Source organism: Shewanella fidelis ATCC BAA-318 (assembly GCF_000518605.1).
Taxonomy (GTDB): domain Bacteria; phylum Pseudomonadota; class Gammaproteobacteria; order Enterobacterales; family Shewanellaceae; genus Shewanella; species Shewanella fidelis.
Genome location: NZ_JADX01000019.1, coordinates 15,219 through 28,840, shown reverse-complemented (window position 1 = coordinate 28,840; position 13,622 = coordinate 15,219). Strand labels below are relative to the sequence as shown.

Below are 13,622 nucleotides of genomic sequence, written 5' to 3'. Positions count from 1 at the left end.
AAATGATGTTTTTTACTCAATCATGAATTAAATTAATAGCATGACCAATATCACTTATTAAATTCATCTTTTAGGCTTAGCACTATGCGTAAACTGCCACCACTTAGAGCGTTACAGGTTTTTGAGGCTGCCGCTAGACAAGCTCACTTCTCAAGGGCTGCTGCAGAACTGTGTATCACCCAAAGTGCCGTGTCCCACCAAGTTAAACAACTAGAGGAGCACTACGGAGAACGCCTGTTTAAACGCGAAGGCAGACAACTTAATCTTACGGTTAAGGGAACAATGCTCTATCAGGGTCTGGAACAAATCTTTAATGAGTTAAGCGATTTAAGCACTAAAATAAGTGGTGAGAGTAATGATCAACTGCGTTTAGCAGTTTACAGTTCGTTTGCCATTAAATGGCTTATTCCCCGCTTAAATGATTTTAGACGCCTACACCCACAGATTAAAATTAGACTCGACATGATGACCACAGATCCGGAGCTGAGTGATAGTGTCGCGGATATGTTTATTACAGGCCAAAGTGGCCAACCGGGCTTTCACCATCATGTATTACACAAAGAGCGCTTAATTCCTGTAGTGAGTCCTAGCCTGCTAAATCCTGATCTCACTGCGAATGACGAACTATTGCGTCATCCATTACTAACTGTAGATGAAGGTCCACTTGGCTTAGATTGGGACCGGTGGTTTATTGCCAATAATCTGCAGTTACCTGTAGAGCAACAGCAACATATCTTCAGCCATGTTTTAATGGCAATTGAGGCAGCCATAGCTGGCCAAGGAATAGCGCTCGCATCGGACTTTATGGTGCAGGCTGATATCGAGAGAGGCCTGCTAGTCGAGCTTGATTTACCAGATATTTTAACTGGGTTTGAATTTCAATTTAGCTGTAAGCAGCGTCGCTTAAAAGAGCCTGCTATTGCCGCATTTGTAGCTTGGTTAAGCCAACAAAAATAATAATACCAATCAGTACAAGAATTTGATCAACTCAGAACGATTTTTGGCAAACTAATTCAAGGCGAATAGCTGCAATAATGGTTATTCCCTTATAAAGGTATTCAACGCCGAAGTAGGCAGCCAAAAACGTTCCAGAATGGCGAGTTTTAGCGATTCTGATGCTGTGACTCTTAATAAACAAAGAGGGAACTTGAACCTAGTTCAACTATGCTCTTCACTCGTTGCGAGCTGCATGGATGCAGCGAATGTCATTAAAGCAGGAGCACTTAATGACCTTGCCTCAAAACCGCTAAATTCTCGCTGAGTGACTAAATGTTTATACTGATTGGTATAAAAAAACCAGCACGAATGCTGGCTTTATTTACTTAGCAACGATGCTTAAACGATAAGACCAATCTTCTCGTAAACACTCTTAATCGTTGCTTCTGCGCGGATTTGTGCTTTTTCAGCACCCTCTTTCATTACTTGATTTAAGAAAGCTTGATCAGCGCGGTATTCTTTAAAACGCTGCTGAATTGGTTCTAGCATACCTACAACCGCTTCACCTGTAGCCACTTTTAAATGACCATACATTTTGCCTTCAAACTCAGCTTCAAGGCTAGCAATAGACTGACCTGTACAACCAGACATAAGACTCAACAGGTTAGAAACCCCAGGCTTTTCAACTTGGTCAAAGCGCACAACAGGCGGCTCTTCGCTGTCTGTCATCGCCTTTTTAACTTTCTTCAAGATAGCTTTAGGATCTTCAAGCAGACCGATAACGTTATTACGGTTATCGTCAGACTTTGACATCTTCTTCAGCGGATCTTGCAGTGACATAACTTTAGCGCCATGCTCAGGAATAAATGGCTCAGGCACAACAAAGGTTTCACCGTATGCATTGTTAAAGCGTGTAGCGATATCACGAGTTAACTCAAGGTGTTGTTTTTGGTCTTGACCCACAGGGATCTCATTTGCCTGATATAGCAAAATATCTGCAGCCATCAACACCGGGTAGCCAAATAATCCCACATTGATATTGTTAGCGTGCTTTTGCGACTTATCTTTAAACTGCGTCATACGATTCAGCTCGCCCATTTGGGTGTAGCAGTTTAATGCCCAGCCAAGTTGAGTGTGCTGAGGAACCTGCGACTGAATAAACACAGTGCTCTTTTTAGGATCTACGCCACAAGCTAAATACAGAGCTAAGGTATCTAAACACGCTTCACGTAATTTTACAGGATCTTGTCTGACAGTAATCGCATGCAGGTCAACGACGCAATAAAGGCAATCATGACTATCTTGCATTGCAACCCACTGACGTAACGCGCCCATATAGTTGCCGATGGTAAGCTCGCCTGATGGCTGGGCTCCGCTTAGAACTACTGGTTTCGTTAGGGGGGTCGTCATCTTATTTATTGCTCCGTTGCATTGTCGCGCAGTTCAAGTAGCGCGGTTATTTCACTAAATTGTTCACAAACAGCATTAGGGCCGCTCAGCCCAATATCTTCACCGTAGTTATAGCCATAGGTCAAGCCCACAGAGGCAACCTTAGCCGCTTTTGCTGCAATAATATCGTTCTTTGAGTCACCAACCATTAATAATTGCTCTGGAGCAAGCTGCCACTCATGCAAAATATGTTGCAACGGCAAAGGATCTGGCTTCATCTTGGCAAGCGAGTCACCACCAAGCACTAACTCAAAATATTGGCTAAGCTCAAATGATTCAAGCAGCGGAATGGTAAACTCATAAGGCTTATTGGTAACAATAGCCATTTTGTAGCCCGCTTGTTTAAGCTGGGCTAGCACTGCTGCGACATCAGCATATAACACGCTGTGTTGCTGTAAGTTAAGCTTATAAAAATGCATAAAGCGTGGCATGCTTGCTTGCAACTGCTCTTCACTCACAGCTGTTTCGAGCGCAAATGATAATGCTCTACGCATTAGCATTTGTGCACCATTACCTACCCAAGTGCGCACCATCTCATCAGTGCATAGCGGTAAATTTAATTCAGCAAGAACAGCGCGAGTGGCAGCAGCAAGATCAGGAACGCTATCAATCAGGGTTCCATCTAAGTCAAATGCTACGGCTTTTATTTGACTAAAGACACTCATTAATTAGGCCTCAATACTCGCCAGTTCACTGCGCATTTCATCAATCACGGTTTTGTAATCTGGCGCATTGAAAATAGCCGAGCCAGCAACAAACATATCCGCGCCCGCTGCAGCAATTTCAGCAATATTATCAACCTTAACGCCGCCATCAACTTGCAAGCGGATATCAAAACCACTGTCATCGATTAATTTGCGTACCTGACGTAACTTATCTAGCGTAGAAGGAATAAATGATTGACCACCAAAGCCTGGGTTAACCGACATCAATAAAATCACATCTAACTTATCCATTACATGATCTAAATAGTGTAGCGGTGTTGCAGGATTTAATACTAAACCCGCTTTACAGCCAGACTCTTTAATTAACTGTAATGTGCGGTCTACGTGCTCAGATGCTTCAGGGTGGAAAGTAATAATCGACGCACCGGCTTTAGCAAAATCAGGAATAATACGATCGACAGGCTTAACCATTAAGTGCACATCGATATCGGCAGTCACACCGTAATTACGCAGTGCCTGACAAACCATAGGACCAATCGTTAAGTTCGGCACATAATGGTTATCCATCACATCAAAATGAACAACATCAGCCCCCGCATTTAATACGGCATCGACATCTTCACCTAGTCGCGCAAAATCGGCAGATAAAATAGAAGGAGCAATCAAAAATGGACGCATAACGAACTCACCTGAATGTTTAAGAAGTACGCTATTCTACCTGTTGCAGCTATAGCCCTCCACACCTGAGCACGCATTTAAGCCAATTAGCGAAATAAAATTATTCATAGAAACAGCAAAGTATAAATTAGCCTATCAAAAGTGTTTAAAATGTAATCAACTTTGCTATAATGTTGCGACTGGACTTGTAATGGAGGCAAAATGAAAGGAATTTTCCAAAATACTGCGATGTTAAAATCTGCAGCAATTTTTGCTTTTGCCTGCACAGTGCTCACTAGCTTCACGTTGCCGTCAAAGCTATCAGAAACAACCTCTACATCCACCGCATGTGCCTGTGATGCAGAAAAAAGCCAATACAACCCCAGCCTTCCTGCCAGCCACCCAAGCAACCGCTGTGCAAGCCAAACCGATGATTTAAGTTGGAAAAGTTGGTTAACGGGTAAGAGTCAAACTAATCAGCTGCATTTTATCGATCTGTTTGAATTACTGTATGGGCATGAAAGCGCACCAATCAACAACAGCTCTCCACTAAACAAATAAGCCGATGCTGCGCCATTTTTGGCAGGTCTTAGCAAGTACCGCAGCCGCGTTCTTTGGGGTACAAACAGACGAGAATCGGCGCCGAGATTTTCAAACCTCTTCACCGCTCCCGTTTATTGTCATGGGTATTGTATTAGCAATGGTATTCGTTGCTGGGCTGCTACTAATCGTTAATCAAGTTTTAGGCTAAAGCTGAACTGAACAACTTTAATCATTCTCGCTGTGATAAGAATCGTCGTACAAGGCCATTAGCTCATCGACTTTTTTACGACCACTGCCTTTTTGGCTAATGTTGCGCTGCACTTGGATCGTATCCAGTCTGGCGCCATGATATAACTCGCGCGTGAGAGGAATATCATGGTTACTGATCAGCACCGGGATACCTCTATCTATTGCGGTATGGCGCGCCTGTCTAGCAAGCAAAGCTTGATCATCTAACGAGAAGCCCGAACCTACATAAGTCGTAAAACTTGCAGTTGATGACAACGGAGCATATGGCGGATCGCAATATACAACATCGCCAGCTTGGGTCATGTCTATCGCTTGTTCATAACCAATACAGTGAAACTCTGCATTTTGCGCTTTAACAGAAAAAGCACGAATTTCAGCTTCAGGAAAATAGGGCTTCTTATATGAGCCAAAAGGCACATTAAAGCCGCCTTTACGGTTATAACGGCATAAGCCATTAAAACCATGACGGTTCATATAAAGAAAGTATACCGAGCGCTTAAACGGATCTTTAGTGCTATTGAATGCCGTGCGGATTTTATAATAAGCCTCTTTTTCGTTCATCTCAGGAACAAAAAGCGCTTTAGCTGCAGCTATATATCTATCAGGCTCTTGCTGCACAATCTTATACAAATTAATCAAATCCTGATTAATATCGCATAATAGATAGTGCTTATAGTTAGTATTGAGGAATACCGAGCCCGCGCCAACAAAAGGCTCAACCAGACGGTCACCTTGAGGAAGATGTGCAGATAAGGCTTCAATCAGTTTAAATTTTCCGCCAGCCCACTTTAAAAAGGCTCTTTGTTTTTTAATCATTTAAATTGATCGAACGCTTGTGAAAAAGACAGCTGACGATTGTACTCTGTTTATTATTGAATTTCACGAGTTGCAACAGTTTCTTGTAGCTGATATTCGTCCAAATTTTTCCATGCTCGTATCCAAGGCTCAGAAATACCGGTCTTTGCCACCAAATTAGCTGCGTATTGTTGCGCAACTTGACGGCTTTCAAATTGGCCATTGAGCACCACCCAACGCTGTTTATAACGAGCTACCTGCACATCAGGAATGCCATCTAGGAGCTGCAACATATTATTTAATGACGCTAACTGCTTAACGCTAGCAAGCTGAAGTGTGTAACCACGCTTTGGCCTTAACGCTGACTCAACGGCTTGAGTATCTGTTTCAGGCTTTGCAACTACTGCTTGTTTAATGGCTTCAGATTTGGGCGCTTCATTACTTTCCATCGCAGGTTTAGTATCTTTAAATCGAGCTGTCGCAACCACAGCATAAGTATTAACGGCCAGTGTTTGCGACTGAACAATGCTTTTATTGACGTTTTGTTGCTCTAGAGCTTGCTGTTGATGCTCTTCTAACTCAACTGCAGCTGCATCGACATCAATAAACTTATGTTCAGATAACAACTTAGCGCCGTAATTAGCAACAAAGCTATCATCTTGTGCAAAGTGTTCTTCTGCACTTACCGCAAACTCGACTTTTTGAGCAATCTGAAGCTGTTGCGATGAAGCAGCACCTAACAATAACCAACTTGCTAATAATATAAGCAAAGCGATAATCGCTAAGCTAATGATAACTCTAAGCTTAGATTTTTTTGGCGCTACGTCAGGCTCACCATTAAGAGATAAGTTTAGTAAATCTACCACCTCTTTCGGTGTACCTTGTTGCAACTCAAGGCGGTTTTTTACAATATCTCGAGGCGTGAAAGGTTGTTGCTCGCTGCGACTTAATAATGTGTAGTACAGTCCCTCACGCTCAGTCTGCTCTAAAGGGTCAATCTGTATCGCTAGTACTTGTTCTAATAGTGATTCAGGTAACTGCTCTGCTAGTTGTGTGAAAAACTCTGCTGGAGCCGTCATTAACAACTTTATTGATTTGCCAGGCAGTGTCATTTGGCTTAGCACAATACACTCAGCCCAGATCTCTAAAGGTAACCAATGGGCATCATCTAAAACAATACAACTCTGTTCAGGTAAGGCGTCGCTGACACTCAGTAAGCACTCAGGTAATGGGATCTCATCATCAAAAACTGGATCATTTAATAACTGTACCAACACTTTGCGTCGAATTTCAGCGCTGTCACAATGCTTAGGGCACATAACCAAAGCTGAGCTATATTGCTCAAGCTCATTCAATACCGCCGTCACAAGTGTGGTTTTGCCTGCGCCATCTTCTCCCGTTAGCACCATCAATTGCTGACCATAGGTACTCAGGTGAAGTAAGCGCTGTAATAACGCATCTTGACTTGGTAACAAAGTAGATTGAGTAAATGGCATCAAACTCGCTTCCTGCAAGCAAGTAAATAAAACGAAAACGTAGACAATAGAGCTTGGTAGCTGCCAGCAAGAACCAGAGCTAAATATAAAGAACTTATATGGTATTGATTAATCTGTAGTCTAGCGTTCACCGAGCACCTGCAACATGATTTATGCGCAGTTGATAACCTCTTCCAGTAGCTCATCGGTCACATCACTATAGATCCCCGCTTGGCCTATTGCCTCGGGTAATATCAAGCGTACTTGACCTTTAAGCACCTTCTTATCTCGGCGCATATGCTTTATGAATTGTTCAAAATTCATGGTGTTGGGTGCAGATGTTGGCAAATCGAATGCCGCTAACAGCGCTGTAATTCGACAAACAATTGACTCATCGACTAACCCAAGCTTATTTGAGGTAATTGCAGCAAGTACTGTGCCAGCAGAAACCGCTTCACCGTGAAGCCAAACACCGTAACCCATTTCAGCTTCAATAGCATGGCCGAAGGTGTGACCAAGATTTAACAGCGCGCGTACTGCTTGCTCTGTCTCATCTTTTTCAACGACTTCTGCTTTAATTTCACAACAGCGGCTAATCGCATACTCTAGCGCGTTAGTGTCTAATGCTTTTAACGCCTCAACGTTACTCTCAAGCCACTGAAAAAACGCTGCGTCCCAAATTACTCCATATTTGATAACTTCAGCCATACCTGCTGCAAATTCGCGCTTTGGCAAAGTGCGCAAGCAATTAGTATCGATTAACACACACTTAGGTTGATAGAAGGCACCTATCATATTTTTACCTAATGCATGGTTAACTGCGGTTTTACCGCCAACTGATGAGTCAACTTGAGAGAGTAGCGTGGTTGGGATTTGAATAAAGTCGATACCACGTTGGTAGCTGGCTGCTGCAAAACCTGTCATATCGCCAATCACACCACCACCTAGCGCTATCAAAACCGTATCACGGCCTAAATTCTGCTCAAGAAGTGAAGTGAAAATTGCATTCATCTGTTCAAGAGTTTTGAACTGCTCACCATCAGGAAGAATAACTGGAGTGACGCATGCAAAGTCCGACAGCATTGCTTCTACTTGTTGCAGGTAGAGAGGCGCTATCGTTTCGTTGGTGACGATTAGAACATTTTTGTGCTGAAGATAGCGAGCTAGATGCTCGCTACTACTCAACAAATTCTGGCCAATTTCAATTGGATAACTGCGTTTTCCTAACTCAACCAGAACTTGTTTCGTCATATCTTAAAAACCTAATTGTTCAATAATTTGGTTTGCAACAACTTTGGCGCTTTGCTCATCGGTCTTAACGATGACATCTGCAATCTCTTCGTAAAGAGGATTACGCACCTCTGCTAGTTTCTCTAGCACTTCGCGTGGATCTTCAACTTGCAGCAATGGACGACGCTTGTCTCTTTGCGTACGCGCAACTTGCTTATCAATCGTTGTTTCTAAGTAAACAACAATACCACGTGCAGAAAGATTATTACGGATCTCTTTGCTTTGAATCGAGCCACCGCCAGTTGCTAAGACGATACCCTGTTTTTCGGTTAGATCGGCAACAACCTGTGTTTCACGGTTGCGGAAACCCTCTTCACCTTCAACATCAAAAACCCAAGCGATATCAGCACCAGTACGGTTTTCAATTTCTTGATCTGAATCGTGGAACTCTAAGTGCAGCATCTGTGCCAGATGACGGCCTATAGTGCTTTTACCAGCCCCCATAGGGCCTACTAGGAAAATATTACGTTTCTCGGCCATTTGATTTATACGTCTGAATCTTATTTAAGTTTGCCTATGTCAACTCAAATAAACGGAGTTGACCTTTAATCTTACCTTGCTCTATTGAGACTTGACCGCTGATTATCTCAGCTAAATGCCACTTATGGCAAGCGTGGAATGCATTTCTATCAAAAATGTATCAACCTGAATGAAAAAGCTAGTGGCGTGCACTAGCTTTATCGACGTGGATATTTTATAGCGCTTCAGAAACAATCTTAGGTGTAACAAAAATGAGTAATTCTTGACGCTCATTTTTGTCTGAAGTGTTTCTAAACATAAAACCTAAATAAGGAATATCGCCCAAAATAGGCACTTTACTCACTCGACTAATTAGTTGTTGCTGGTAAATACCACCCAACACAATTGTTTCCCCGTGGTCCACCAGCACTTGCGTACCAATGCGCTGCGTATCAATAGATACCGCTTGCCCCGTTGGAGTATCAACCGTTTTACCTTGAGAATCTTGGGTAATCTCCAGATCTAAGATCACACGATTATCTGGAGTAATTTGTGGCGTTACTCGTAATGACAGCACAGCCTTTTTGAATGTTACCGTAGTTGCACCACTCGAGCTTGCTTCTACGTATGGGATCTCTACACCTTGCTCAATAAAGGCGGCTTTTTGGTTAGAAGTCGTTATACGCGGGCTAGCAATGATTTCACCTTTATTTTCCTGCTCTAACGCGCTCAACTCTAAATCAAGTACCGTTCCATCAGCAAGTTTAGCAACATGAAACGCAATGCTGGTTGGGTTAGCAACTGCAGCAGGCAAATTAACGTTTAAACGATCCCCAATACTCGGAATGGTTCCATTAGCAATATCATTAGCGCCCTCAAGACTACCAGAGGTACCTTTATCACCTTGTTGGTCGGTGATCCCCCAGCGAACCCCTAGATCTTCTGAAACATCATCCTTAACCGTCACCATACGAGCTTCAATTAACACCTGCTTAATCGGGATGTCTAACACTTCAATTAAGCGATGAACATTTTCTAACGTCTCTTCAGTATCTTTCACCAACAAAGTGTTAGTACGCTCGTCTACCGCAACACTGCCTCGTGAGCTTAACAAGCTTGAATCTTCACTTTTAAGTAAGCTAGCAATATCCGCCGCTTTGGCATAATTAATTTGTAAGTATTCAGAATATAGCGGCGCTAACTCTTTAACCTCTTGCTTATTCTTTAACTCTTGGCTTTCACGAATCGCGATTTCTTCACTTGGCGCAATCATTAAGATATTGCCCTCAATGCGCTTATCTAGGCCTTTTGCTTGCAAGATAAGGTCAAGCGCTTGATCCCACGGCACATCATCTAGTCTAAGGGTAATATCACCTTCAACAGTGTCGCTAGTCACCAAGTTAAAGTTGTTGTAATCGGCGATAATTTGCAAAACCGTGCGAACTGATATGTTTTGGAAGTTTAACGATAGCGAGCGACCTTCATACTTCTTTTCTTCCTTGACGATATTCATTCTTTCAGCTTTTTTCATCGTTAACTTGAATAAACTGCCTTCTTGTTGGTAGTTATACTCATAGTTACCTTCAATATCGATAAGGAATCTTGCAGTTAAATCTTCTTTAAAGGTCTCAAAGCTTTTTACCGGTGTGGCAAAATCGTACACATCCATGACATACAGAAAATCGCTATCCATGTCGGTGTTGTACAACTTAAGCTCTAGCTTAGCGCCAACTTGCTCAACATTAGCAGCAACTGAACTATTGTTAAGCTTAACTAACAGCTCTCCGCCGCCATCAGCAGTTCGGCGAAAATCAATTTTTTCAATACTGTTTACAAACGGATTAGCATCTCCACCAGCTTGACTAGCAACCTCATCGTTAATGGTTAAGCGATAAGTATTACCTACCACCTTACCTTGATAAGGCTTCACCTTTTCAAGACCAATAAACACTTGTAAGTCTTGGCCATTAGGCACAGTACTAACAGTTTCAACGCCAACGGTATCTATGGGCAATGTTTGCTTTTCTAAGCCAGAAATAGTGTCGTTAAAGCCTAAAATTATTTGTGCTGGCTCAGCATTTAAATCGATCTCAGGTGCTTGAACATCGTCTTCGAAAACCAATTGCAGCTCCAATTGATGATCAACGACAGCGTGGTATTTAACATCAACAAGCCGGTTGGTTGCATACGAAGGCTGAGTCATACCAAGAACGAATGCGACGCCGATGATGGCTTTAATTATTCGCATATCCCTACAACTGGTAGCTCGCGTAGTTAAAGATCTCATTATTCCCTCAATCATCTCTAATTATTCTCCAGTTAAATCCATGCTGCTGTACCTTTCTGTCCAGCAACCAGAGCCGTCTGGAATTAATTCTATAATCTCTACAGTTTGCGGTGTTACCTTAGAGATCTTACCGTGGTAAAGCCCTAAATATTGACCAACACCCAATCGATAGACGCTGCCATCAGTTGTTTCCAATAACGCCCAAATATCTTGATTTTCACTTAAAGTACCACGCATTTTTAAGTTGTCTAAAGCATAGGTTTCCAAGCGTCCCTTACGGCGTTTCAAATCCGGCTGTAAGCAATCTTTTGTGGTATCGATAACCTCTTCAGTTAACTCTCTAGACGGCGGCACATAAGGACTGCGCATCAAATCAGCTTGGTAGGCAAAGTGTTCAAATTTTGGTGTTTCTTTGAGTGGCGGTATATAGGCGACATGCTGTGCTTTGGTTGTAGTAACAAACAACTCAAGATCACTTTTATCACCTAAGCAACCCGTTAACAGTAAACATAATAAGCTTAGAGGCAGTATACGGATCATTTAGCGCCTCCTTGTTGTCCTGCCGGCGGAACTTCTGCGCCCTCTTTGAATCGATAGGTCTTTGCCAAAATATCCATCCCGAGGCTACCGCTATCGTTTCGCTTAATCACAAAGTCATGCAGACTAACAATACGTGGTAACTTCGCCACACCATCAACTAAATGGCCTAACTCATGGTAATCACCATCCACGACCATTTTGATTGGAAATTCAATGTAGAAATCTCGCGTAATTTCAGAATCCCAATCTAAGCTTTTAATGCTTAAGCCCGAGTCTGTTGCCACAAAGGTAATATCATCGAGTAAGCCTGGCATTTCATTTTTTGAAGGCAGCATTTTTAGCAATTCAGCAAATTGCACTTCCATTACAGCCAATTGTTCACGGTATAACTTTAAATTAGCTGCCAACTGATATTTAGCTTTAAAATCGGCTTTAAGCTGTTGCTCCTTTTGTTGTTCTGCATTAAGGCTATCCAATGCTTCCGACACAAATAGGAAATAGCTCGCGAAAAATACGCACACCGCAAGCATGACCGCAAAAACAATTTTAACGAGCTGTGGCCACGCACCAATATTCTCAAAATCAATATCATTAAACTGACTTAAGTCGAGGTTCATTCAGTGCCTCCCTTAGTCTCAGAATTATCTTCATTATCGTTATCAACAATAGTCACACGCAGAGTGAAACGTTGTAATTGCCTTAGCTCTTCATTTTGAGCCACGATTGATTGCATATTGGGGTCATGCAACCAAGCAGAGGCTGCAACTTTGCGCATCATATTAGCTACGTTGTTATTAGATTCACTACGCCCTTCTATCCACAACAAACTGCCTTTCTTTTCGATGCTAGAAAGGTAAATCCCAGGGGGGACGACTCTAACAAGTTCATCTAATACGTGAGTGGGTAAGTTACGAGATTGCTGCAAGTCGAGAATAATCTCTGTGCGTCTTTCAATATCTTGTTTACGGGTGCGAATTTTAGTGATCTCTGCAATTTGTGTTTCCAGTAACTGGATTTCAGATTGCAGATAATTATTGCGACTTTTTTGGTCGTCGATAAACATATCAACAGCCATCAAAAATAAGTAAACCAGTAAGCCAGAAACCAAAAAAACGAGGGCTAAGATGCCGGTATAATCGCGCTTTTGTTTTTCACGCGCTTCTTCGCGCCAAGGTAGTAAGTTTATGTTCGCCATTCAGAGTAGCTCCTTAGTGCTAGACCGCAGGCCAACATATATTTATTAATTTGAGGTTGCAGGAAACGTTTAACATCATCATCAGCATGTAAACAGCCTTTAAAAGGATCAGCGACAATAGTGCGTACACCTAACTCATTAATCATTAGGTTGGCCATTCCTTCTAATTTAGAAGTACCGCCACATAAGACAATGTAGTCGACTTTATCGCGACCACTCGATGTGCAGTATATTTGTAACGTACGCTTTATTTGCTGTAACAGCTGAGTTTGAAATGGTGACAAAACCTCAAACACATAGTTGCGTGGCAAGTCACCTTCAATCTTCGCCTTCTCAGCTTGCTCATAGGTCATGCCGTAAAATGAAAGAATTGACTGGGTAAATTGATCGCCACCGAAAGCTTGCTCACGCACAAAGGTGGTTTCACCATTTTCGACCACTGAAAACGTAGTAATGTTGGCACCTATATCCACCAGCGCTACCACTTTATCTTGCAAGTCATCTGGGAGCTGCTTGGCAATCACATCAAAAGAGCGCCCAAGCGCATAACCTTCAACATCTACAACCTTAGCCTCAAGATTTACCGCATCTAAAGAATCAACCAAGCTATCGATATTTTCACTACGGCATGCACTAAGTAACACATCAACTTTACTTGGATCGGTTCGATTTTGACTTAAGGTTTCAAAATCAATGTTAACTTCGTCGAGTGAGTATGGAATTAGGTTATCAGCTTCAATTTCTATTTGCGCTTCCATCTCCTCTTCGCTCAAAGCTGAGTCCATGTAGATGACTTTAGTCATGACTGCAGAGCCAGAAACAGCAACAGCCGCAAATGTGGTTGACTTAGGTAACGCACGCTTTACTTGCTTTAATGCCTCGATCACAGCCTCACTATCACGAATTTCATGATCGTTAACAGCTCCTTTTTTCAAAGGAACGGCTGCATGGCTTAATATTTTATATCCATCAGCAGTCTTGCTTAGCAATATGGCCTTCACTTCATGGGATCCAACATCTATCCCTACCATTTGCGGTGCTTGACGCTTCCAAAAATTAGCAAGCATATTTCTAGGTCACTT

Annotated in this window: 15 protein-coding genes; 3 read left to right on the top strand and 12 right to left on the bottom strand. The window is 42.4% G+C overall.

All coding sequences use genetic code 11. The features are described 5' to 3' along the window. Positions 1-84 precede the first annotated feature (84 nt). Entirely contained in the window at positions 85-957 is an 873-nt protein-coding gene (locus L884_RS0109950; RefSeq protein ID WP_028767367.1) for a LysR substrate-binding domain-containing protein, read from the top strand. A 378-nt stretch (positions 958-1,335) separates the two neighbouring features. Here L884_RS0109950 and trpS read toward each other — a convergent pair whose 3' ends face one another. The 3 genes from trpS to rpe are packed head-to-tail and all read right to left on the bottom strand — an operon-like array spanning position 1,336 to position 3,728. Further along, positions 1,336-2,346: a tryptophan--tRNA ligase gene (gene trpS, locus L884_RS0109945; protein ID WP_028767366.1), complete on the bottom strand. Its 1,011-nt coding sequence runs from the start codon at positions 2,344-2,346 to the stop codon at positions 1,336-1,338. A 5-nt stretch (positions 2,347-2,351) separates the two neighbouring features. Next, the gene (locus L884_RS0109940) at positions 2,352-3,050 is read right to left on the bottom strand and encodes a phosphoglycolate phosphatase (RefSeq protein ID WP_028767365.1); all 699 of its coding nucleotides are present in this window, start codon (positions 3,048-3,050) and stop codon (positions 2,352-2,354) included. A 3-nt stretch (positions 3,051-3,053) separates the two neighbouring features. Further along, positions 3,054-3,728 (bottom strand): ribulose-phosphate 3-epimerase, encoded by a 675-nt coding sequence (gene rpe / locus L884_RS0109935; RefSeq protein WP_028767364.1) that lies wholly within the window; start codon positions 3,726-3,728, stop codon positions 3,054-3,056. Between the two features lie 201 nt (positions 3,729-3,929). On the opposite strand from rpe, the gene L884_RS0109930 reads away from it, so the two are divergent. Further along, positions 3,930-4,268, top strand: a complete 339-nt coding sequence (locus L884_RS0109930) for a hypothetical protein (RefSeq protein WP_028767363.1) — start codon at positions 3,930-3,932, stop codon at positions 4,266-4,268. A gap of 4 nt (positions 4,269-4,272) precedes the next feature. After that, a complete protein-coding gene (locus L884_RS0109925; protein ID WP_028767362.1) occupies positions 4,273-4,458 on the top strand; it encodes a DUF2970 domain-containing protein in 186 nt (61 codons plus the stop codon). Positions 4,459-4,475: 17 nt separating this feature from the next. Here L884_RS0109925 and L884_RS0109920 read toward each other — a convergent pair whose 3' ends face one another. The 9 genes from L884_RS0109920 to L884_RS0109880 all read right to left on the bottom strand — a co-directional run bounded on the left by L884_RS0109920 (position 4,476) and on the right by L884_RS0109880 (position 13,607). Continuing rightward, positions 4,476-5,315, bottom strand: coding sequence for a Dam family site-specific DNA-(adenine-N6)-methyltransferase (locus tag L884_RS0109920; RefSeq protein ID WP_028767361.1), 840 nt, complete (start codon positions 5,313-5,315; stop codon positions 4,476-4,478). 53 nt (positions 5,316-5,368) lie between these two features. Continuing rightward, on the bottom strand, positions 5,369-6,790 hold the full coding sequence (locus L884_RS0109915; protein ID WP_028767360.1) for an AAA family ATPase: 1,422 nt from the start codon (positions 6,788-6,790) through the stop codon (positions 5,369-5,371). A 150-nt stretch (positions 6,791-6,940) separates the two neighbouring features. Further along, on the bottom strand, positions 6,941-8,020 hold the full coding sequence (aroB, locus tag L884_RS0109910; protein ID WP_028767359.1) for a 3-dehydroquinate synthase: 1,080 nt from the start codon (positions 8,018-8,020) through the stop codon (positions 6,941-6,943). A gap of 3 nt (positions 8,021-8,023) precedes the next feature. Next, positions 8,024-8,539, bottom strand: a complete 516-nt coding sequence (aroK, locus tag L884_RS0109905; protein WP_028767358.1) for a shikimate kinase AroK — start codon at positions 8,537-8,539, stop codon at positions 8,024-8,026. A 214-nt stretch (positions 8,540-8,753) separates the two neighbouring features. Beyond that, positions 8,754-10,820: a type IV pilus secretin PilQ gene (locus L884_RS0109900; RefSeq protein ID WP_028767357.1), complete on the bottom strand. Its 2,067-nt coding sequence runs from the start codon at positions 10,818-10,820 to the stop codon at positions 8,754-8,756. 6 nt (positions 10,821-10,826) lie between these two features. Beyond that, on the bottom strand, positions 10,827-11,342 hold the full coding sequence (locus tag L884_RS0109895; protein WP_028767356.1) for a pilus assembly protein PilP: 516 nt from the start codon (positions 11,340-11,342) through the stop codon (positions 10,827-10,829). After that, positions 11,342-11,962, bottom strand: coding sequence for a type IV pilus inner membrane component PilO (locus L884_RS0109890; RefSeq protein ID WP_028767355.1), 621 nt, complete (start codon positions 11,960-11,962; stop codon positions 11,342-11,344). The genes L884_RS0109895 and L884_RS0109890 overlap by 1 nt, the downstream gene beginning before the upstream one ends. After that, a complete protein-coding gene (locus L884_RS0109885; RefSeq protein ID WP_028767354.1) occupies positions 11,959-12,540 on the bottom strand; it encodes a PilN domain-containing protein in 582 nt (193 codons plus the stop codon). Before L884_RS0109885 ends, L884_RS0109890 begins: the two co-directional genes overlap by 4 nt. Beyond that, entirely contained in the window at positions 12,528-13,607 is a 1,080-nt protein-coding gene (locus L884_RS0109880) for a pilus assembly protein PilM (RefSeq protein WP_028767353.1), read from the bottom strand. The genes L884_RS0109885 and L884_RS0109880 overlap by 13 nt, the downstream gene beginning before the upstream one ends. Between the last annotated feature and the right edge of the window lie 15 nt (positions 13,608-13,622).